Origin of the sequence: Lysobacter soyae (assembly GCF_019551435.1) — a bacterium.
GTDB classification, from domain to species: Bacteria; Pseudomonadota; Gammaproteobacteria; order Xanthomonadales; family Xanthomonadaceae; genus Solilutibacter; species Solilutibacter soyae.
Window position 1 is genome coordinate 1,083,999 of sequence record NZ_CP080544.1, and the last position, 19,857, is coordinate 1,103,855.

21 protein-coding genes and 1 tRNA gene are annotated in these 19,857 nt (G+C 59.0%); 11 read left to right on the forward strand and 11 right to left on the reverse strand.

The window, feature by feature from the left end; translation table 11 throughout:
- The first annotated feature begins 26 nt into the window (after positions 1-26).
- Positions 27-1,292: a flavodoxin-dependent (E)-4-hydroxy-3-methylbut-2-enyl-diphosphate synthase gene (gene ispG, locus H8L67_RS05205; RefSeq protein WP_220378813.1), complete on the forward strand. Its 1,266-nt coding sequence runs from the start codon at positions 27-29 to the stop codon at positions 1,290-1,292.
- Between the two features lie 21 nt (positions 1,293-1,313).
- Here the strand turns inward: ispG and H8L67_RS05210 are convergent, their stop codons facing one another.
- The 9 genes from H8L67_RS05210 to H8L67_RS05250 form a co-directional block, all read right to left on the reverse strand.
- Positions 1,314-2,246, reverse strand: a complete 933-nt coding sequence (locus H8L67_RS05210; RefSeq protein WP_220378814.1) for a DMT family transporter — start codon at positions 2,244-2,246, stop codon at positions 1,314-1,316.
- Between the two features lie 4 nt (positions 2,247-2,250).
- Positions 2,251-3,282, reverse strand: coding sequence for a UDP-N-acetylmuramate dehydrogenase (gene murB / locus H8L67_RS05215; protein WP_220378815.1), 1,032 nt, complete (start codon positions 3,280-3,282; stop codon positions 2,251-2,253).
- Positions 3,279-4,349 (reverse strand): quinone-dependent dihydroorotate dehydrogenase, encoded by a 1,071-nt coding sequence (locus H8L67_RS05220; RefSeq protein WP_220378816.1) that lies wholly within the window; start codon positions 4,347-4,349, stop codon positions 3,279-3,281. The genes murB and H8L67_RS05220 overlap by 4 nt, the downstream gene beginning before the upstream one ends.
- A 2-nt stretch (positions 4,350-4,351) precedes the next feature.
- Positions 4,352-5,881 carry an L-piperidine-6-carboxylate dehydrogenase gene (gene amaB / locus H8L67_RS05225; protein WP_220378817.1) on the reverse strand — a complete coding sequence of 510 codons (1,530 nt, stop codon included), beginning with the start codon at positions 5,879-5,881 and terminating at the stop codon, positions 4,352-4,354.
- Between the two features lie 41 nt (positions 5,882-5,922).
- Positions 5,923-5,996: transfer RNA gene (locus H8L67_RS05230), tRNA-Arg, on the reverse strand.
- A 60-nt stretch (positions 5,997-6,056) separates the two neighbouring features.
- Positions 6,057-6,854 carry a bifunctional hydroxymethylpyrimidine kinase/phosphomethylpyrimidine kinase gene (thiD, locus tag H8L67_RS05235; RefSeq protein ID WP_220378818.1) on the reverse strand — a complete coding sequence of 266 codons (798 nt, stop codon included), beginning with the start codon at positions 6,852-6,854 and terminating at the stop codon, positions 6,057-6,059.
- Positions 6,855-6,860: 6 nt separating this feature from the next.
- Complete coding sequence (locus tag H8L67_RS05240) at positions 6,861-8,261, reverse strand: PhoH family protein (protein ID WP_220378819.1); 1,401 nt, start codon at positions 8,259-8,261, stop codon at positions 6,861-6,863.
- Between the two features lie 11 nt (positions 8,262-8,272).
- On the reverse strand, positions 8,273-8,752 hold the full coding sequence (locus H8L67_RS05245; RefSeq protein WP_220378820.1) for a peroxiredoxin: 480 nt from the start codon (positions 8,750-8,752) through the stop codon (positions 8,273-8,275).
- A gap of 7 nt (positions 8,753-8,759) precedes the next feature.
- Positions 8,760-9,323, reverse strand: coding sequence for a glycine cleavage system transcriptional repressor (locus tag H8L67_RS05250; RefSeq protein WP_220378821.1), 564 nt, complete (start codon positions 9,321-9,323; stop codon positions 8,760-8,762).
- Between the two features lie 123 nt (positions 9,324-9,446).
- Between H8L67_RS05250 and dapA the strand changes: the two genes are divergently transcribed.
- Positions 9,447-10,331, forward strand: coding sequence for a 4-hydroxy-tetrahydrodipicolinate synthase (gene dapA / locus H8L67_RS05255; RefSeq protein WP_220378822.1), 885 nt, complete (start codon positions 9,447-9,449; stop codon positions 10,329-10,331).
- A gap of 30 nt (positions 10,332-10,361) precedes the next feature.
- Positions 10,362-10,874, forward strand: coding sequence for a hypothetical protein (locus H8L67_RS05260; protein WP_220378823.1), 513 nt, complete (start codon positions 10,362-10,364; stop codon positions 10,872-10,874).
- Positions 10,875-10,931: 57 nt separating this feature from the next.
- Here the strand turns inward: H8L67_RS05260 and fdxA are convergent, their stop codons facing one another.
- Positions 10,932-11,255 (reverse strand): ferredoxin FdxA, encoded by a 324-nt coding sequence (gene fdxA, locus H8L67_RS05265; protein WP_220378824.1) that lies wholly within the window; start codon positions 11,253-11,255, stop codon positions 10,932-10,934.
- Positions 11,256-11,400: 145 nt separating this feature from the next.
- On the opposite strand from fdxA, the gene pcnB reads away from it, so the two are divergent.
- Genes pcnB through pgi form a run of 6 tightly spaced genes read left to right on the forward strand, consistent with a single transcriptional unit; the run spans position 11,401 to position 16,822 of the window.
- Entirely contained in the window at positions 11,401-12,693 is a 1,293-nt protein-coding gene (gene pcnB, locus H8L67_RS05270; RefSeq protein ID WP_255555811.1) for a polynucleotide adenylyltransferase PcnB, read from the forward strand.
- Positions 12,693-13,223 carry a 2-amino-4-hydroxy-6-hydroxymethyldihydropteridine diphosphokinase gene (gene folK / locus H8L67_RS05275; protein ID WP_220378826.1) on the forward strand — a complete coding sequence of 177 codons (531 nt, stop codon included), beginning with the start codon at positions 12,693-12,695 and terminating at the stop codon, positions 13,221-13,223. The genes pcnB and folK overlap by 1 nt, the downstream gene beginning before the upstream one ends.
- Positions 13,201-14,025 carry a 3-methyl-2-oxobutanoate hydroxymethyltransferase gene (gene panB / locus H8L67_RS05280; protein ID WP_220378827.1) on the forward strand — a complete coding sequence of 275 codons (825 nt, stop codon included), beginning with the start codon at positions 13,201-13,203 and terminating at the stop codon, positions 14,023-14,025. The genes folK and panB overlap by 23 nt, the downstream gene beginning before the upstream one ends.
- A gap of 5 nt (positions 14,026-14,030) precedes the next feature.
- A complete protein-coding gene (gene panC / locus H8L67_RS05285; RefSeq protein WP_220378828.1) occupies positions 14,031-14,876 on the forward strand; it encodes a pantoate--beta-alanine ligase in 846 nt (281 codons plus the stop codon).
- Positions 14,877-14,936: 60 nt separating this feature from the next.
- Positions 14,937-15,320 (forward strand): aspartate 1-decarboxylase, encoded by a 384-nt coding sequence (gene panD, locus H8L67_RS05290; RefSeq protein ID WP_220378829.1) that lies wholly within the window; start codon positions 14,937-14,939, stop codon positions 15,318-15,320.
- A complete protein-coding gene (pgi, locus tag H8L67_RS05295) occupies positions 15,320-16,822 on the forward strand; it encodes a glucose-6-phosphate isomerase (RefSeq protein WP_220378830.1) in 1,503 nt (500 codons plus the stop codon). Before panD ends, pgi begins: the two co-directional genes overlap by 1 nt.
- A gap of 7 nt (positions 16,823-16,829) precedes the next feature.
- On the opposite strand, the gene queG is transcribed toward pgi, so the two are convergent.
- The gene (gene queG, locus H8L67_RS05300; protein ID WP_220378831.1) at positions 16,830-17,903 is read right to left on the reverse strand and encodes a tRNA epoxyqueuosine(34) reductase QueG; all 1,074 of its coding nucleotides are present in this window, start codon (positions 17,901-17,903) and stop codon (positions 16,830-16,832) included.
- Positions 17,904-17,961: 58 nt separating this feature from the next.
- Here queG and tsaE point away from each other — a divergent pair, with 58 nt between their 5' ends.
- Positions 17,962-18,459 carry a tRNA (adenosine(37)-N6)-threonylcarbamoyltransferase complex ATPase subunit type 1 TsaE gene (gene tsaE / locus H8L67_RS05305; protein WP_220378832.1) on the forward strand — a complete coding sequence of 166 codons (498 nt, stop codon included), beginning with the start codon at positions 17,962-17,964 and terminating at the stop codon, positions 18,457-18,459.
- Between the two features lie 84 nt (positions 18,460-18,543).
- The gene (locus H8L67_RS05310; protein WP_343222339.1) at positions 18,544-19,848 is read left to right on the forward strand and encodes an N-acetylmuramoyl-L-alanine amidase; all 1,305 of its coding nucleotides are present in this window, start codon (positions 18,544-18,546) and stop codon (positions 19,846-19,848) included.
- Positions 19,849-19,857 lie beyond the last annotated feature (9 nt).

Here is a 19,857-nt window from a genome sequence, read left to right on the forward strand (position 1 = left end):
CCATGGTCAGAAGGTAAAATGCGCCCATGAACCTTGAATCTCGTGACGATTCCAACGAATCCCTCGGCACCGGCGCTCGCAAGCCGACGTTGCCCGTGCAAGTCGGCAAGATTTGGGTCGGTGGGGCGCACCCGGTCGTCGTGCAATCCATGACGAATACGGACACGGCGGACATCGATTCGACGGTCAAACAAGTGGCAGCACTTTGGCGTGCGGGTTCGGAACTCGTCCGTGTCACGGTGAACAATTCTGAGTCCGCCAAGGCCATTCCGAAGATTGTCGAGAAGTTGGCCATGATGGGCATCGAGGTGCCCATCATCGGTGACTTCCACTACAACGGTCACACGCTGTTGTCCGAAGAGCCCGCCTGTGCGGAAATGTTGGCGAAATACCGGATCAATCCGGGCAACGTGGGCTTCGGCAAGAAAAAAGACACGCAATTCGCTCAATTGATCGAGTTCGCCATCCGTTACGGCAAGCCGGTGCGTATTGGTGCCAACTGGGGCTCGCTGGATCAAAGCCTGGCCGCCCGGTTGATGGATGAAAACCACCTGCGTGCGCAACCGTGGGATGCGGGGCGCGTGCTTCGTGAAGCGCTGATTTTGTCGGCCATTGATTCTGCGGAGCGCGCCGTCGAATTGGGACTCGCGCGCGACAAGATCATCCTGAGCGCGAAAGTCAGCGGCGTTCAAGAATTGATCGCGGTCTACCGTGATCTGTCCAAACGTAGCGATTTCGCCCTGCATTTGGGCTTGACCGAGGCGGGAATCGGTAGCAAGGGCATTGTCGCCAGCAGTGCCGCCCTAGCCGTGCTGATGCAGGAAGGCATCGGCGATACCATCCGGATTTCCTTGACGCCGGAGCCCGGTGCGCCGCGTACCCAGGAAGTGATCGTGGCCCAGGAATTGCTGCAAACCATGGGTTTGCGTGCGTTTACGCCGATGGTCACCGCTTGCCCGGGATGCGGTCGCACGACTTCCGAGTTCTTCCAAGAACTTGCGAAAGTGGTGCAAAACCATGTGCGCGAACGCATGTCGGAATGGAAAGTCAGCCGACCCGGTGCCGAAAACATGACGCTCGCCGTCATGGGGTGCATCGTCAACGGACCCGGCGAATCCCGTCATGCAAATATCGGTATCTCGTTGCCGGGTACCGGTGAATCCCCCGCAGCGCCGGTTTTCATCGATGGTGAGAAGAAAGTGACCTTGCGCGGCGAAAACATCGCGGAAGAATTCATTGGCATCATCGACGACTACGTGGAAACGCATTACGCGCGCATCGTCGAGGCCTGATTACCCGCGTCGCCGCAGCGTCTAGTTGCCGCCTGGCTCGGCGCCGCTGGAGGGCTGCATGCTCTTGTTTTGCCGCGCCAGCTTGGCTTCACGATGTGAGATATAGGCAGTTGCGCTCAAGATGATGGCAGCACCACCAAGCGTCCAACCGTCCATGCTCTCTCCGAACAGTGCCCAGCCCGCGAAGGTCACGATGGGCAGCTGGACAAAGCTGATCGGTGTGAGGGCGGAGACGTCGCCGATATCCAATGCGCGCGTCCAGAGCAACTGTCCGACCGTGCCCAAAATACCGGAAGCGGCGAGCCAAATCCACGCCTGACCTTGGGGCCAGTGCCAAACAAATAACGCGGGTACCAAGGACATCGGAATCCAGAACGCGTAGGTCCAAAACACAATGGTGTTTGGCGTGTCGTTCTTGGTGAGTTGCTTGATTTGAATGGCGACGATCGCGGTGATCACGGCAGCACTGATGGCCACGAGTGCGCCGATGGAGAACGCGTGCGACCACGGCCGAACGATGACGAGCATGCCGATGAAGCCGATCACCACCGCCATCCAGCGTCTGGCCCGCACTTTTTCGCCTAACAACAACGCGGCCGCAATGGTGGCGAAGATCGGCGATGAGTAGGCGAGGGCAATGGCCTGCGACAACGGCAAATTCGCGATGGCCCAGAAGCCACAAAACATGCTGACCACGCCAATCAGACAGCGTATGAAATAGCGTCCCAACTGATTGGATTTCACCCCAGCGGCGAGTTCGCGTGGCGTCGCCCGCTGTCGCAACAACGGCATGAAGATCACTGGCAATGCGGCCAAGCCACCGAAAAGATTGCGGAAGAAAGCCACTTCCCAAGTCGGTTCGGTTTTCGACGCCAAGCGGATGGTGATGGCCATCAACCCGAATCCCACCGTCGAGGCCAACATCAACAACGGTGCCTGAAAGTTGCGATTCATGCGTTTACCAATGGCCGCCGATCAAACGTGGCTCGGGATGCAACGGTACGCCGAACTTTTGCTCGACGGCCTCTGCGACATCGCGCGCGACCTGCAGGACTTCGCTGCCACTCGCCCCGCCATGATTCACAAGCACCAGCGCGTGACGATCGGAGACGCCGGCTTTGCCGCGCGTATAGCCTTTCATCCCGGATTGCTCGATCAACCAAGCCGCCGACAATTTGCGGGTGCCTTCGATCCCGGAGGGATGCGTCGGCATCTGCGGATATTTCGCCGCCAAGGCCTCCGAAAAGGCATCGCTCAATATCGGATTCTTGAAGAAACTGCCGGCGTTGCCGATCACTTGCGGGTCGGGAAGCTTACGCAAGCGCTCGCGAATCACCGCTTGGGCGACATCGACCGGTGTCGGCTCCGACACCCCTGCGCGTGTGAGCGCATCACGAATACCGGCGTAATCCAGCACCAGTTGCGGCTGCGTGCTGAGGTTGAATTCAACGCGCGTGATGAAGTAGCGGTCGGGTTCGTGCTTGAAACGGCTGTCGCGATAGCTGAACTCGCACGCGTCGTGCATGAATGTCACCGGCATGCCGGCACGCCGATCCCATGCTTCCACATGCGCGATGCGGTCCATGACTTCGACGCCGTACGCACCGATGTTCTGCACCGGTGAGGCGCCGACCGTGCCGGGAATCAAGGCAAGATTTTCCAGACCGTACCAGCCGTTTTCCAAAGTCTGCATGACGAATTCATGCCAGGATTTTCCGGCTGCACAACTGACACGGATTTGCCCGTTGCCCATATCGGTTCCGGAAACGGACTCGTCGACGATGCGCAGCACCGACGCGGGCGGAGCGACGAAAACGACGTTGCTGCCGGACCCCAGCAAGAGCAAATCCGCTGATTCGTGCGCGGAAATCGCCGCCTCGAACGCGTCGAGCTCGTCGATCTCGATCAAGGTGTCGGCAGCGACGTCAATCCCAAAGGTGTTCAGGAACTTGAGCGATGCGTTGCGGCTGACGCGAAATCCTTGGCTCATGGAAGATTCGCGATACCCGAAGCACGGTCGACTTTTCGACGCCGAATGGCCTCCGCGCATTCCGCAATCAATCGCGGCCCGCGATACACAAATCCCGTATACAACTGCACCAAGGTGGCGCCGGCAGCCGTCTTGGCAACCGCATCCGCACCTTTGCAAATGCCGCCCACACCGATGACGGGAATCGAATCATCCAAGCGGGAGCAGAGCCTGCGCAGGCAGCTGGTCGAGCGCGCCAACAACGGGCCGCCGGAAAGTCCGCCGGCTTCGGCCGCCTGCGGATAGGCTTGTACGGTCAAACGCGAGATCGTGGTGTTGGTCGCGATGACGCCGTCGACTTTGAGTTCGGTGAACACACGCGCCGCCGCGTCAATATCGGGCTCGGCAAGATCCGGAGAGAGTTTCACCAGCACCGGCACACGGCGTCCGTGTCGGGTTGCCAGTTGCTCGCGACGCTCGAACAATGAGGCGATCAAACGGCGCAAGGCCTGTTCTTCCTGCAGCTCGCGCAATCCCATTGTATTCGGTGACGAGATATTGACCGTGACATAGTCCGCCAATGGATAGGCGCGTTCGAAGCAGGTGACATAGTCACGCCACGCCGAATCGTTGTCCGTATCTTTGTTCTTGCCGATATTGATGCCGAGAATGCCGGGTTTCTTGTTCGCGCGTACGAATCGCGAGGCTTCCAAATTGCGGATGGCGGCGTCCATCCCGTCATTGTTGAAGCCCATCCGGTTAATGATGGCGTTCTCTTCCGGAATACGGAACAAACGCGGTTTCGGATTCCCCGATTGCGGACGCGGTGTGATGGTGCCGACTTCGACAAAGCCGAAGCCCAGCGCGAACAAGGCGTCCACGTGTCCGGCATTTTTGTCGAGTCCCGCTGCCAATCCCACCGCGTTCGGAAAGTCCAAACCGAACACGCGAACCGGATGCGAGGGCGGACGTTTGGTCAGCAATGACGTCAGACCCAACGCGTGCATCCGGTCCAAGCCCGCCAGCGTGGCGCTATGGGCCCGCTCGGGGTCCATACGCATCAGAAACGGTCGCGCAATCGGATACACGATCAGAAATCGAACTTGATGCCTTGCGCCAAAGGCAGTGCGTCGGAGTAGTTGATGGTGTTGGTTTGTCGACGCATATAGGCTTTCCATGCGTCCGAACCGGATTCACGACCACCACCGGTTTCCTTCTCACCACCGAACGCGCCGCCGATTTCCGCGCCCGAGGTGCCGATATTGACGTTGGCGATGCCGCAGTCGGAACCGGTTGCGGCGAGGAAGGCTTCGGCACGCTTCAGATCGGTAGTGAAAATCGCCGACGACAGGCCCTGAGGCACAGCATTTTGCATGTCGATCGCTTGATCGATGTCGCTGTATTTCATGACATACAGGATCGGTGCAAATGTTTCGTGTTGCACCACTTCCGCGTCGTTGCCGAGTCCGGTCACGATTGCCGGCTTCACGAAGAAACCTTTGCCTTCGATGGCGGTACCGCCGATCTCGACGTTGCCGCCGGCGGCTTTGGCTTTGGCGATCGAATCCAGGAACGCGTCGACGGCATCCGAGGAATTCAACGGACCGACCAGGTTGGCCGGATTGGTCGGATCGCCGATTTTGCCTTCGACTTGGCCGTAGGCGGTGATCAACTTGGCGAGCACGTTGTCGTAAATGGATTCGTGCACGATCAATCGGCGCGTCGTGGTGCAACGTTGGCCACACGTGCCGACGGCGCCAAACACAATGGCCGGAATCGCCAGTTTCAAATCAGCGCTTTCATCGACGATGATGGCGTTGTTGCCGCCCAGCTCGAGCAAGGAACGTCCCATGCGACGTGCGACACGTTCGCCGACAATGCGGCCCACTTTGGTGGAGCCGGTGAAGCTCACCAAGGCCACGCGTTTGTCATCAACGAAGTCCTGCGCCAATTCGGTGCCGGCATCGTTGAAAAGGAAGAAGATGTCCGGGAAGCCGGCAGCCTTCAAGGCGGCGTTGCAAATTTTCATGGACGCGATCGCCGAGAGCGGCGTCTTCGGCGAGGGCTTCCACACGGTGATATTGCCGCAGACGGCGGCGACAAAGCTGTTCCATGCCCACACCGCGACCGGAAAGTTGAACGCGCTGATGACACCGACAATGCCGATCGGATGCCATTGTTCGTACATGCGATGGCCCGGGCGCTCACTGTGCATGGTCAAGCCGTAAAGCTGACGCGACAAGCCAACCGCAAATTCGCCGATGTCGATCATTTCTTGGACTTCGCCGTCGCCTTCGGGTTTGGACTTGCCCATTTCCAGCGCCACCAGCGAACCCAATGCGTCTTTGTTGGCACGCAAGGCGTCGGCACACAGACGGATGGCTTCGCCGCGCTTGGGTGCCGGCACTTTGCGCCAGGCTTTGAAGGCCGCGTCGGCACGCGCCATCATCGTGTCGTAGTCGGCGCGACTGCTGGCATGGACTTTGCCCAAGACTTCGCCGGTGGTCGGATTGACCGGCTCAAGCACGCCGGCATCACGCGTTTGCGACCACTCGCTGTTGCCGAGATAGGTGCCGGATTCGGTGTCATTCAAGCCGAGGGCGGTCAGTACAGGGTGCATGGGAACTCCGTGATGTATTTCGAAAACGCAAGACTGGCATGTGACCCCGGCGCGATTCGAACGCACGACCTGTCCCTTAGGAGGGGACCGCTCTATCCAGCTGAGCTACGGGGCCAAAGGTCAGACATGAAGGAAGGCACAAGGATACCTCATGCCTGTTCAGGATGAGCTTGATTCAGTGGATGTGTCGTAGCAAATGCAGTTGTCCCCGACCCACGGAATAGCCTTGTTTCAAGGCTTCTGAAACAAATTCACTTGCATTGGCGCAGGCGCGGGGCAGGGTTGCACCTTTGGCGAGTTGCGCGGCAATGGCCGAGGCGAAAGTGCAACCGGTGCCATGGGCTTCGACGGCAAGTCGCGGGTGGACGAACTCGAAGTGCTCGCCGGCCATGAACAGTCGATCTGTTACTAGCGATCCTTCTTCCAAATGGGCGCCCTTGGCCATGACCGCTGCGGCGCCAAGCGACAGCAGCTTCTGCGCAGCTGCTTGCAGGGCTTCTGCCGTGCGAATCGGCATGCCCGTCAAGGTCTCGAGTTCGGGAACGTTGGGTGTGACAACACAGGCCAACGGCAGCAATCGTCGAATCAAGGTATCGACTGCATCGGCGGCCAACAAACGCGCACCGGAAGTCGCGATCATGACCGGGTCAAGGACGACATTCGTGGCCCGGTGGGCGAGCAGGGCATCGGCCACAGTGTCGATGATCGTGGTATTGGCCAACATTCCGATCTTGACGGCGGCGATGTCGAAATCATCGAAGCATGCGTCGATTTGCGCACGGACAAATGACGCGGCGGGCACTTCGACCGCTTGCACGCCGCGGGTGTTTTGCGCGGTGAGTGCCGCAATTGCGGAAAGACCATGAACACCCAAGGCCGCGAATGTTTTGAGATCCGCTTGAATGCCGGCGCCACCGCCGGAGTCGGATCCGGCGATGGTCAGTGCACATTGCGGCACGCGCACGTCACTCATCGCAGGTCACAGAACTTCCGATGCGTGATCGGCCAAACGCGAGCGCTCGCCGCGACGCAGGGTGATGTGTGCGCTATGTGCCCAACCTTTGAAACGATCGACCACATAGGTGAGACCGGAAGTGGTTTCGGTGAGATAGGGTGTATCAATCTGCTCCACGTTGCCAAGGCACACGATTTTGGTGCCGGGGCCTGCACGCGTTATCAGGGTTTTCATCTGTTTCGGCGTCAGATTCTGCGCTTCATCCAGAATGAGGTAACGGCTCAAGAACGTGCGGCCGCGCATGAAGTTCATTGAGCGGATCTTGATACGCGAGGACAACAGATCATTGGTGGCCGCGCGTCCCCAAGCGCCGCCTTCTTTGGCATTCGGCATCAAGACTTCCAGGTTGTCCGTAAGCGCGCCCATCCACGGGGTCATCTTTTCTTCTTCGGTGCCGGGCAGAAAGCCGATGTCTTCGCCGACGCTGACGGTGGCGCGGGTCATGATGATTTCGCGGTAGCGCTGCACGTCCATGGATTGGGCAAGACCGGCGGCCAAAGTGAGCAGTGTCTTGCCGGTCCCGGCAGTGCCGAGCAAGGTGACGAAATCGATCTCCGGTTCCATCAATGCATTGAGAGCGAAATTCTGTTCGCGGTTTCGCGCCGTGATACCCCACACCGCGTGCTGCGGATTGCGATAGTCGTCCACGATCTGCAACACCGCCTTGCCGGCGTCAAGGCTCACGACGCGGAATTCGGATTGTTCATCGCCCGGCAAATACAGGAATTGATTCGGATACCAGTCATCGCCTTCCAGCACGCTGACCTCGTAAAACGTGCGACCGTGTTCAGTCCAAGAACGCAGATCTTTGCCGTTGCGACTCCAAAACTCCGCGTCCAGCGCGGTCGCGCCGGTGAACAGCAAATTGAAGTCGTCGAGTGCGCGGTCATTTTCGTAGTCTTCCGAGCGAATGCCCGCGATCGCACCTTTGATCCGCAGATTGATGTCTTTGGAAACAAACACCACCGGCGTGTCTGGTTCTTGTGCCTGCAACGCGACGATCGCGGCAAGGATGTGGTTGTCGGCCATCGAAGTGCCGAGGGATTCCCCGCCGCCGAAACCCTTTGTTTGGAATCGCAGTACGCCGCGCGCGTCACCGGATTTGAGTTGCACACTGCCGGGCTGGCGCAGTTGCAGCCCTTTTTCGATTTGATCGGTCCCTTGCTCTTCGATCAATTCATTGATGAAGCGGCTGACTTGACGTGCGTTCCGACTGGCTTCCGAGGTGCCTTTCTTTCCGTTGTCCAACTCTTCGATGACTTGCATCGTGAGGTAAACATCGTGCTCTTCAAATTTGAACAAGGCAGTGGGGTCATGCATCAAAACGTTGGTGTCTAGTACGTAGATCCGCTTGCCTCGGGTCATGCGCAATTCCTTCAGTTGGAAAGTTGCTTGAGAGTGGTGAGTACGTCCTGAGCGTGGCCTTTCACTTTGACCGGGTCCCAGACGTGGACGAGCTTTTGATCGGGATCCAGCAAAAAAGTACTTCGGACGATGCCGTCGTATTCGCGACCGTAATTCTTTTTCTTGCGCCAGACGCCGAACGCCTCGCACAGTGCGCCATCGGCATCACTGATCAGGTCGAATGCGAATCCTTGTTTTTGACAGAAATTCGCATGGGATTTGACGGAGTCGCGCGAGACGCCCAAGACGGTTGCATTGCTCGCGGCGAATTCGGGCAGCAAGGCATTGAAGTCTAGACCCTCTGTGGTGCAGCCGGGTGTGCTGTCTTTCGGGTAGAAATACACGACGAGCCAACGCCCTGTGTAATCCGAGAGTCGGATTTCCTCACCCGATTGGTTGGTGAGTGGCATCCGCGCGAGGGTTTTTTGAATCACTTTGCCTGGCGTCAGCATTCCGTACTCAGAATTTCATGGGATCCATGATCGCATCGAGATTCAGGCGGTCTGAAAACTCGAGGAAATCGTCACGCAATGCGGCGATATGCATATCCGCCGGCACGCCGATGGTGAGCTGCGCGGTAAACATTTCCGCGCCTGTTTGCATGGCTTTGTATCGTGAGCTCTGCAGGTTTTCGACGGTGATGCTTTGCCGGTCAAAAAAATCAGCGAGCTGATAAAGAATGCCGGGTTTGTCGGCAGCAACGACCTCGACCACATAGGGAATGAGGTTGGATTGGATCGGCTTTGGCCCGGTGCGGTTCCAATTCAAGCGAATGCCGTCTTCCTCGCGTTCCAAGCGGCCGAGGATGCCCTCGAGTTTCGCGATGGCATCCCAAGAGCCGGTCGCCAGCAGCGTGACCGAAACGTCCCTTCCGACCGTGGCCAAACGCGCATCCAAAAGGTTGCAGCCACTGTCATTGATTCTTCGGGAGACCGGGAGCAACGGCGAGAGCGGATGCGTTGAATAGGCATTGATGAGAAGGAAGTTCTCATGGGTGGCCTGACGTGCAGCAAATTCATTCAAAGTGGTGCTTCCGGCGACAGATTCATCGCATGTTCCATGGCGGGACGCCTTGTCCCAAGAATACTTGCCCGATGTTTCGATCGGCAAGTAACATCAACGGACTATCCCCAATTGGACCGTTTGATGCAACTGCGTGGAGTGATAACAGCGCTGGCGACACCGTTTGCCGCGACCGGTGAGTTGGATATGCCCGCGTGGGAGCGATTGCTCAAGTCCCAAGTGGCGGCCGGCATCGCCGGTGTGGTGGTTGCCGGTTCGACCGGGGAGGCCAACGCCTTGAGCGACGCTGAATACGGGCAGCTGATTGAATCCGCTGTCACGCATGCAGGGTCGATGCAAGTCATTGCGGGTACCGGGCTTCCAAACACGGCCAAGACCATTCAAATGACGCGTCTTGCCAAATCGCATGGTGCGCAGGCCGCCTTGGTGGTCACCCCGGCCTATGTCAGGCCGACCCAAGCCGGTTTGATTGCCCACTATCGCGCGGTGGCGGACGAGGGCGGTTTGCCGGTCATTCTCTATAACGTCCCTGGACGTACGGGCACGGACATGCAGCCCGAAACGGTGGCTGAGTTGTCGACGCATGCCAACGTCATCGGCGTCAAAGAGGCGGTTGACGCGCCGGCGCGTATGGACGCATTGCTCGCGCTCAAGTCGCCCGACTTTGCCGTGTTGTCCGGTGACGATCCGACGGTGGCGCACGCGTGCCAGGCGGGCGCCGATGGTCTGGTCTCGGTCGGCAGCAATATTGCGCCGCGCACGTTCGTTCGCTTGGTGGATCTGGCGATGGCGGGAAACCCCGCCGCCAACGACCTCGATGAACAGATGCGCGGCCTGTACGCCTTTCTGTCCGCTGAACCGAATCCGATTCCCGTGAAGGCTTTGTTGGCGAAGTTCGGTTATGGTCACGGCTTGCGGTTGCCTTTGACAGAATTGTCCGCTGCGCATTCGGGTGGCTTGGACGATATCGCCAAGGTCATTGTGGCGCTGGAATCGTCAAGCAGCTGACGTCCGAATACTTTGTAGAGAAATCACGATATGCAATCCCAAAAGATTCTTCGCATCACCGCGGTTTTGTTGGTGTCGAGTGTGGCGTTCACCTCCGGCTGCGGTTGGTTGAAAGGCAAGAAGAACAAAGACTATGCGTTGCCGGCCGAGCAGCGCCCGTTGGAAATTCCGCCTGATCTCGACCGCCCGACTGCTGACGCCGCATTGAACGCGCCGGCCGCAGGCAACAGCGTCACGCGCTCGTCGGTACAACAGTCCATGGCGTCGCCTGAGTCCGGTGCCGGCTTTACGGTGCAGGGTTCACGCGATCAGGTCTTCGAGAAGGTCGGCACCGTTTTGGCGGCGACGCCGGGCGTGACCATTGCCAGCAAAGCACAGTTGCTCGGCAGCTATGACGTCAACTTCGAGGGCGCGAACTTCCTGCTCCGCGTCAGCGATGTGAGTGGTGGCGCGTATGTTTCTGCGGTGGATCCCCGCGGCGTGCCGGCACAGGGTGCGGCACCGGTCAAGTTGTTGAATGCATTGAAGGCGGGTCTTCAATAAGTCGTCCGCTGAAATAAAAACAAGGCGCCCATGGGCGCCTTGTTTGTTTTGGAAAGTTTATTTTTCCAAGTATTTGAGTTTGTCTTTGACGCCATCCCATTCGGCGGCATCCGGCGGGGCTTCCTTGCGCACGGCGATGACTGGCCAGTCGCGCGAAAGCTCGGCGTTGAGCTTGATGTAGTGTTCTTGGCCTGCCGGCACATCATCTTCAGGGAAGATCGCTTGGGCGGGGCATTCCGGCTCACAGAGGGTGCAGTCGATGCACTCGTCCGGGTCGATGACGAGGAAGTTCGGGCCTTCGTGGAAGCAATCCACCGGGCAGACTTCCACGCAGTCGGTGTACTTGCATTTGATGCAATTGTCGGTCACTACGAAGGGCATTGCGGTCTTTCCAATTTCAATTAGCGGGTCGTTTGCACAAGAAATTGCGCGCCCCAAGCCGGTGAATTACCGACACTTGCTAGTATATCAGCCAGTCGGCCGCGATTCGTGGCCCGTTAAGACCCTGAACAAGGACTGTCACTGCTTGAATCGGCAGCCAACCATCATCCCGCGTGATCAACATCCGATCTCGCGCAAACAAATCAGCACAAGCGCTCTGCGTGTCCTTTATCGTCTCCACGAAGAAGGCTTTGCGGCGTTTCTTGTCGGCGGCGCCGTGCGGGATGCCTTGGCCGGCATCACCCCCAAGGACTTCGACATCGCCACCGACGCTACGCCCGAACAGGTGCGTGGCTTGTTTCGGAATTGCCGGCTGATCGGGCGCAGATTCCGTCTTGCCCACGTGGTCTTCGGCCGCGAGATCATCGAAGTCGCGACCTTTCGCGGTCAAACCGATGACGGCACCGGAGATCGCCAAGTCCATCAAGACGGCCGTGTCATCCGCGACAACGTCTACGGATCAATTGAAGAAGATGCGGTACGCCGTGACTTCACCGCCAATGCGCTCTATTACAACATTGCCGATTTTTCCGTTCACGACTATGTCGGCGGATTCCAAGACGTTCTCGACCGCCGGCTGAGATTGATCGGCGATCCTGAAGGACGCTATCGTGAAGATCCGGTCCGGATGCTGAGAGCGGTCCGATTGGCCGCAAAACTGCATTTTGAGATCAGTCCGGAAACCGCAGCGCCGATTCCTGCATTGGCGGGCTTGTTGAATCAAGCGGCACCGGCGCGCTTGTTCGACGAATGCTTGAAGTTGTTCCTCTCCGGACACGCCGTGCGAAGTTTCGAAGGCCTTGAGCGCATGGGTCTGCTGCCGGTGATGTTGCCTGACACTGCCAAGGCGTTGAAGTCCAATTCCAACGGCAGTCTGCGCGCCATGTTGTTGCGGGGATTGGCGCAGACGGACGACCGCGTACAACGCGGTGATTCGGTGTCGCCTGCATTCCTGTTCGCACTGCTCTTGTGGCCCGCATGGTGTCGTACCAAAGCGCAGTTGGAAGCCGGTGGTATGCATTCGGCCGAAGCGCAACAAAGGGCAGCCGACAAAGTGACCTTGCAGCAGGTCCATCTCATTGCCATTCCGCGTCGTTTTTCGCTGCCGATGCAGGAAATCTGGCTGTTGCAATCGCGGTTCTCTCAAAGGAAAAAAGTGGGGCGTTTGGTGACCCACCCGAGATTCCGCGCCGCCTACGACTTCTTCAAGCTGCGTGCCGACACGACGGCCCAACATGCTGAAGACGCGGCGTTTTGGGCGGCACACGCACCTGCTGTCGACGCTGTGCCAGGGTCTGGGCCGGTCGCGCATGAGACGGTGGATGAAGACCGTCCCCGCACGCGCAAACGTCGTCGCAGATCCGGAACCGTGGGTTGATGCAAACGGCGTTTGTCGGATTCGGCGGCAATCTGGGAGATGTCGCTGCCACGTTCGACAAGGCACTGACGCGATTGCTTGCAGACGGCGGTATCCGTTTTCGCGAGAGTTCGCATGTGTATCGCACACCGCCTTGGGGTGGCATCGCGCAGCCCGACTATTTGAACGCAGTCGTGCGTTTGGACACAACGTTGACGCCGCAAGATTTGCTCACGCGAATGCTTGCGGTCGAGGCGGCCTTCGGACGGCAGCGCGCGCAAGAAATCCGTTGGGGCGCGAGAACCTTGGATCTCGATCTGTTGCTGTACGGCGATCTGCGCATTGACGATGAATCGTTACAAGTGCCGCATCCGCGCTTCAAAGAACGTGCATTTGTGGTGGTGCCGATGGCAGAGATCGCCCCCGATCTGGTCCTTTTTGACGGATCCGTGCTGCGTGATATCGCGTCTGCACACGCGGGCGCGATAATGACGGTCTTGGACAGACGGATCCAGCCGGAGCGGCAGAATGAAACCGATTCAACAACGTGATTTGAAGGCCGTTACCGTACCTTCGCTGGCCGAAGCCAAGCGCGAAGGTCGCAAGCTGACGATGCTCACCGCCTACGACGCAGGCTTTGCCCGGGTCATGGACGGCGAGGGCGTCGACCTTATTTTGGTCGGCGACTCCTTGGGCATGGTCGTGCAGGGTGAGGGCAATACCTTGTCGGTGACGGTGGATGACATCGCGTACCACACCGCCTGCGTTGCGCGTGCTGCGACCCGGGCTTTGATTGTTTCGGATCTCCCGTTCCAAGCGGACGCGTCGCCGGATCGCGCTTTGGATGCATCGGTCAAATTCCTGCAGTCGGGTGCCGGCATGGTGAAGTTGGAAGGGGCGGGTCACAAACTGGAAGTCATTCGCTATTTGAGCGAACGCGAGATCCCTGTCTGCGCACATCTCGGCCTGACGCCGCAATCGGTGCTGCGCTTTGGCGGGTTCAAGGTTCAAGGCCGGGGTGAGGCAGCGGCGGACAAACTCCTGCGCGAAGCACAAGAAGTCGAAGCAGCCGGTGCAGCACTCTTGGTCTTGGAAGGCGTCCCCGCACCGGTGGCGGCCCGCATCACGAAAAGTGCCGGCATCCCCACTATCGGCATTGGCGCCGGCGCAGACTGCGACGGTCAAGTGTTGGTGCTGCACGACATGCTGGGGCTGGACAGCGGGCACCGCAGGCCCAGATTTGTGAAGGATTTTCTGGCCGACGGCGGTTCCGTCGCCGGTGCCATCGCCGCCTATTGCGCCGCGGTACGCGAAGGCCGTTTCCCGGCCGAAGAACACACTTACGCGAGCTGATAAAAATGCAAACGTTCAAGGATTTGCAGGCGCTGCGAACCTGTATTGCGGAATGGCGTGACAAGAAAGAACGGATCGCGTTCGTCCCGACGATGGGAAATCTGCACGCGGGACATTTCAGCCTGATCGCGTTGGCACGTCAGCATGCCGACAAAGTGGTGGCCAGCGTCTTCGTGAATCCGACACAGTTCGGTCCGAACGAGGATTTCGACCGTTACCCGCGCACACCGGTCGACGACGCCCGGGGCTTGGTAGAAGCCGGGTGTGATGCGCTTTGGATGCCCGATGTTGCGCAGATGTATCCCTTCGGCGTCGAAGCGACGGTCAAGGTATCGGTGCCGGGTGTCACCGAAGTTCTTGATGGCGCGCATCGCCCCGGTCACTTTGATGGCGTGGCGACCGTCGTGTCGCGATTGTTCAACCAAGTGCAGCCGCACACTGCCGTGTTCGGGCGCAAGGATTATCAACAGTTGGCGGTCATCCGCTACCTCGTCCGCGACTTGGCGTTTCCTATCGAAATCGTGGGCGCACCCACGGCGCGCGCACCCGACGGGTTGGCCTTGAGCTCTCGCAACCAGTATCTCGACGAGGCGCAAAGAGCGCTTGCGCCGACCCTTTATGAAAGCTTGCAAGCAGTGGCGCGCAGTGTCGCGAGCGGCGGCGACATCGACGCGGCGGAACAAGAAGGATTGCGGCAGCTTCGCGCGCTGGGATTCGATCCCGACTACCTTGTCGTTCGCACCCCGGCACTCACTGCGCCCGAAAGTCATGACACCCGTTTGGTCGCCCTGGTGGCGGCACGCCTCGGGAAAACCCGTTTGATCGACAACCTCGAGTTCGACCGAACTTGAACCTTGGGATCATTCAGTGACGACTGTTACACTTGCTCCACGTTGAAAGAAGTCGAAATCATGCAACTCACTGTTTTGAAAGCAAAAATTCATCGCGCTACGGTCACCCATGCGGCGCTTCACTACGAAGGTTCCTGCGCGATTGACGGTCGTTTGTTGGAGATTTCGGGCATCCTCGAAAACGAGCGCGTTGAAATCTATAACGTGAACAGTGGCCACCGATTCGCGACCTATGCAATCCGGGCGGAAGAAGGCAGCGGCATCATTTCGGTCAATGGCGCGGCCGCCCATCGTGCACAACCCGGCGATCTGGTCATCATTTGCGCGTATGGTCAATGTAGCGAAGCGGAAGCGCGCGCCTACAAACCGACCTTGGTGTACGTCGACCGCGAAAACGCGCTGACCCACACCAACAACGGCATTCCCCAGCAAGCCGCGGCTTGATGCAACTGACCGACCTGCTTGCCCCGCACGCGAGTCGCCTGAAAGCGATCCCGCTTGCGCAGCTGAACTCTAATGATCCCGCGCGTGCGCGGGATTTCGCGTTGCAGGCCAATGATTTGTATTTGAACTTTGCGCGCCAACGGTGGGATCGCGAGGCATTGGAGGCGTTGTTCGACATCGCGACGGCACGCGATGTGTCGGCGCAGTTGAAAGATCTGTTCGACGGCAAGGAAGTCAATCGCACGGAAAAACGCGCGGCGTTGCACACAGCATTGCGTTCGAACATTTCCAATGCGCCGGCAGCGCGAGAATCCAACCAATTGGCAAATGCGACATTCGAACGGATGTCGGAAATCGTCGAACGCCTGTCGCGTCCGGATATCCACGATGTGGTTAGCTTGGGTATCGGTGGTTCCGATTTGGGACCACGCTTCGTGGTCGACGCATTTGGCAGTCAAACACCGACGCGTGTGCATTTCGTCTCGAATGCGGATGCGCATGCCGTGGACCGTTGTCTGGCTGCCTTGGATCCGGCCCATACCGCTGTCATCGTCATGTCCAAGTCCTTCGGTACGCAAGAGACGCTCTTGAACGCGGGTGTTGCACGCGCGTGGCTAGGCGAATACGCGAACGACCGCATCTACGCCGTGACCAGCCGTCCGGAGGCTGCCATTGAATTCGGCGTGGCGCCGGCGCATGTGCTGCCCATGTGGGATTGGGTAGGCGGGCGCTATTCGTTGTGGTCCGCGGTGGGTTTGCCGATCGCTCTCGCGCTTGGCATGTCCGGGTTCAAATCTCTGCTCGACGGCGCTGCAAAAACCGATGCGCTCGTTTACTCAGCACCGTTGCGGGAAAATCCCGCGGTTTGGCACGCGCTTTCCGTCGTTTGGAACACGAATGCGCTCGGACTCGCCGGTCACGTGGTGGTGCCCTACGACGAACGTTTACGACTTCTGCCGGCGTATTTGCAGCAACTTGTCATGGAGAGTCTCGGCAAGTCGACACGCTTTGACGGTCAGAAGATCGTGGACGCAACGTCGCCGGTTTGGTGGGGTTCTGCCGGTACCGATGCGCAACACAGTTATTTCCAATGCCTGCACCAAGGCAACGCGACATCGAACATCGAACTGATCGGTGTCGTTCACCCCGATCATTCCCATAACGATCAACACAAGGTCGTGCTCGCCAACCTGTTCGCGCAAAGTGAGGCGTTGGCCAACGGGCACGCTGCCACCGATCCGCACCTCGCGCACGCGGGTGACCGTCCGAATACCTTGATACTGATGTCGCGCTTGAACCCGGATTCGTTGGGGCAGCTATTGGCCCTTTATGAGCACAGTGTCTTCGTGCAATCGGTAATGTGGGGAATCAATGCCTTCGACCAATTCGGCGTCGAACTGGGCAAGCATCTGGCCGCCGGACTCCTTCGCACATGGGACGATGGCGCAGCTGCGCATGACCCGGTCACGCGCGCGTTGATGGATGAAATCGGTCGCGACTAGTCGCGAATCAACGGGCCCTTTGCGCATGTCGGCCGAGTGCCCAAAGCACATGCTCGCGAACCAATACATCCGGATCTTCTTTTGCCGAGTTGAGCGTTGCCAACACGTCCGCGCTGGTTTCTGCGTTGCCGAGCGCGACGGCAATATTTCTTCGCCAACGCTGATGTCCCGAGCGGCGGATCGCAGAGCCCTCAGTACGCGCGAGGAATTCGTCTTCGCTCCATTGGAACAACTCGCTCAGCGTCGCCTGATCCAAATTGTTGCGCACCCTGAAATCCGGTTCGTCGCTGCGTTGCGCAAACTTGTTCCAAGGGCAAATCAGCTGGCAATCATCACAGCCGAAAATCCGGTTGCCGATGGCTTCGCGAAATTCTTCGGCAATCGCCCCTTCATGTTCAATTGTCAGATAGCTGATGCAGCGGCGTGCATCCAGCTGCCAGGGCGCGATGATGGCCTGGGTCGGGCAAATATCGATGCACCTGACGCAAGTACCGCAATGGGCCGTGGCGGGCGGATCGACCGGTAGCGCGATGTCGACGAAAAGTTCTCCCAAGAAAAACCAGGATCCGCCTTCGGCGTCGATCAAACAAGTGTGTTTGCCGATCCAACCGAGTCCTGCGTTGCGGGCCAACGCCCGCTCCAGTACCGGCGCGGAGTCGACGAAAACCCGGTGGCCGAGCGGGCCGAGTTCTCCGGCAAGCCAATCCGCCAACTTCTGCAATCGATTGCGCATCAGCTTGTGATAGTCGCGACCCAGTGCATAGCGCGCAACGTAAGCGCGTTCACTGTCGCGCAAGTTATCCCAGGCGGCATCAGGGTCGCGTCCGTAGTCCAGACCGACCGAAATCACGCAGACCGTGCCCGGCACCAACGCTCCCGGTGCGATGCGTTTTTCGTGGTTGCGCGCCATCCACGCCATCGTCCCGTGGCGGCCCTCTGCGAGCCAGTCCGTCAAATGGGTCGCATCGGATTCGATGGACACATCGGTGACGCCGAAATGCGTAAACCCGATGGCGTGTGCCTGAATTCGAAGCGCATCCTTCAAATCCTGTCCGGTCGCGTAGGTCGAAATGTCGGGCATGTGCACGTCGGCGAGGTGGGGCGTTTAGAATCCAGATTTGGCCGGATCGGTTTGCAACATGGTACGCCTTGATGTCTTTTTGCCCAATCCGGAAGCGACGGACGCACTGGCATCGTGTGTCGCCCGGACGCAGACGGCGCCGGCAGTCATTTGGCTGAAAGGTGATTTGGGGGCCGGAAAATCCGCGTTTTCCAGGGCCTATTTGCGATCACTCGGGGTGGCTGGCGCGATCAAGAGTCCGACTTACACGTTGGTGGAACTCTATGACTTGCCTGAAGGCAAACAGGCGGCGCACCTCGATTTGTACCGCCTCGCGGGCCCCGACGATCTCGAATTTCTGGGATTGCCGGAACGACAGGCCCTGCACTTGGTGCTGATCGAGTGGCCCGAGCAAGGCGCGCAGGCATTGGGTGACGCAGATTTGCAGATCACCTTCGCCATGGAGGGCGACGGACGCACAGCGCGCCTTTACGCGAAGAATTCTTCGGCTGCCCAATGGCTCTCACGCATTGCGGAAGCGATTGCCAAGGTACCGCTGAGGGTGGCTTCTGCCTGACTGGCGCTTTAAAAAAAGACCGCATTTTCTTGTAAACATCGGCTTGGGATGGTTGAATCCCCAAGAGTCTCCAGGGAAGTGCATGTGCTTTTGAAATGGATCGTGGGCGTCAGTTGCGCGCTGTTCTGTGCGATGCCGCTTTACGCAGGCGAGGTCTCGCAAGTGCGCTTGTCGCAAACGCCGACGGGTACACAAGCAGAAATCACCCTCACAGAAAATGCGGATTACACATTCATTGAATTGAAGGATCCTGCACGTCTGGTGGTCGACTTCAAAGACACCACGGTGTCGGCGCGCGCCCGCATTCCTTCCGGCAAAGGCGTTATCACCACCATTCGTACCGGTGCGCCGAGTCCCGATGTGGCGCGCATCGTGTTCGACTTGTCCGAAAGCGTTACGCCGCTCAATGCCCGCTTCGAGACCCGCGCAGGAAAGCGCGTGCTCGTGTTCGACCTGCCGGGCGACGAAGACACCCCGGCCGTTGCCGTGAAACCGCCGCCGGAAGCCATGCCGACGGTCAAACCCGCGGGCCCCATCGTGGGCATTGCGACCGGGGAACCGTCAACAAGCGCCGTCGACGCGACGCCGCCCAAAAATACAACACCGACCGTGCAGGCACCGGTACGCACCGTGGCCGACGTGGCCAAGCGGGCTGGCGGGCGTCCGCTATTGATCGCGATTGATGCCGGCCACGGCGGACAGGACACGGGCGCACGCGGTGCTTCCGGCAGCATGGAAAAGCACATCACATTGGCGGTTGCCAAGAAGTTGGCGGCGCAAATCAACGCGACGCCGGGTATGCGTGCCTATTTGACCCGCGATTCTGATTTCTTCATTCCTTTGGCGCAACGGTATCAACGTGCCCGCGCCAAGAAGGCGGATATGTTTGTCTCAGTGCACGCGGATGCGTTCACCAGTCCGTCGGCAAGCGGATCGTCGGTATTCGTTCTGTCGCGGCGCGGCGCTTCGTCACAAGCCGCGCGATGGCTCGCGGATCAGGAAAATGCCGCCGATCTGGTGGGCGGTGTGCGCCTCAAAGACAAAGACAATTCCTTGGCATCGGTGTTGTTGGATCTCTCGCAAAGCGCCACGCAACGCGCTTCCGAAGAGATCGGCGCACAGGTGCTGCGCGGCCTGAAAGATCTCGGCAAGACCCATAAGGGCGAGATTGAACGGGCCAATTTCGTCGTGCTGCGCTCCCCGGATGTGCCTTCGATCCTGGTTGAGACGGCTTTCATCAGCAATCCGGAGGAAGAACGCCGTTTGTTGAATCCTGCCTATCAGGAGCAACTCGCACGTGCGGTGTTGAATGGCATTCACACCTACTTCAAGCGCCAACCACCCCCGGGAACACAGTACGCTTCGATTTACGGCGACGGTCGTCGCTGAAAAGGAGCC

Bases quoted from the DNA above. Each gene is read 5' to 3' on its own strand.
- ispG (WP_220378813.1), top strand. From the start codon at position 27: ATGAACCTTGAATCTCGTGACGATTCCAACGAATCCCTCGGCACCGGC.
- H8L67_RS05210 (WP_220378814.1), bottom strand. From the start codon at position 2,246: ATGAATCGCAACTTTCAGGCACCGTTGTTGATGTTGGCCTCGACGGTG.
- murB (WP_220378815.1), bottom strand. From the start codon at position 3,282: ATGAGCCAAGGATTTCGCGTCAGCCGCAACGCATCGCTCAAGTTCCTG.
- amaB (WP_220378817.1), bottom strand. From the start codon at position 5,881: ATGCACCCTGTACTGACCGCCCTCGGCTTGAATGACACCGAATCCGGC.
- thiD (WP_220378818.1), bottom strand. From the start codon at position 6,854: ATGAGTGACGTGCGCGTGCCGCAATGTGCACTGACCATCGCCGGATCC.
- H8L67_RS05240 (WP_220378819.1), bottom strand. From the start codon at position 8,261: ATGACCCGAGGCAAGCGGATCTACGTACTAGACACCAACGTTTTGATG.
- H8L67_RS05245 (WP_220378820.1), bottom strand. From the start codon at position 8,752: ATGCTGACGCCAGGCAAAGTGATTCAAAAAACCCTCGCGCGGATGCCA.
- dapA (WP_220378822.1), top strand. From the start codon at position 9,447: ATGCAACTGCGTGGAGTGATAACAGCGCTGGCGACACCGTTTGCCGCG.
- H8L67_RS05260 (WP_220378823.1), top strand. From the start codon at position 10,362: ATGCAATCCCAAAAGATTCTTCGCATCACCGCGGTTTTGTTGGTGTCG.
- fdxA (WP_220378824.1), bottom strand. From the start codon at position 11,255: ATGCCCTTCGTAGTGACCGACAATTGCATCAAATGCAAGTACACCGAC.
- folK (WP_220378826.1), top strand. From the start codon at position 12,693: ATGCAAACGGCGTTTGTCGGATTCGGCGGCAATCTGGGAGATGTCGCT.
- panB (WP_220378827.1), top strand. From the start codon at position 13,201: ATGAAACCGATTCAACAACGTGATTTGAAGGCCGTTACCGTACCTTCG.
- panC (WP_220378828.1), top strand. From the start codon at position 14,031: ATGCAAACGTTCAAGGATTTGCAGGCGCTGCGAACCTGTATTGCGGAA.
- panD (WP_220378829.1), top strand. From the start codon at position 14,937: ATGCAACTCACTGTTTTGAAAGCAAAAATTCATCGCGCTACGGTCACC.
- pgi (WP_220378830.1), top strand. From the start codon at position 15,320: ATGCAACTGACCGACCTGCTTGCCCCGCACGCGAGTCGCCTGAAAGCG.
- queG (WP_220378831.1), bottom strand. From the start codon at position 17,903: ATGCCCGACATTTCGACCTACGCGACCGGACAGGATTTGAAGGATGCG.
- tsaE (WP_220378832.1), top strand. From the start codon at position 17,962: ATGGTACGCCTTGATGTCTTTTTGCCCAATCCGGAAGCGACGGACGCA.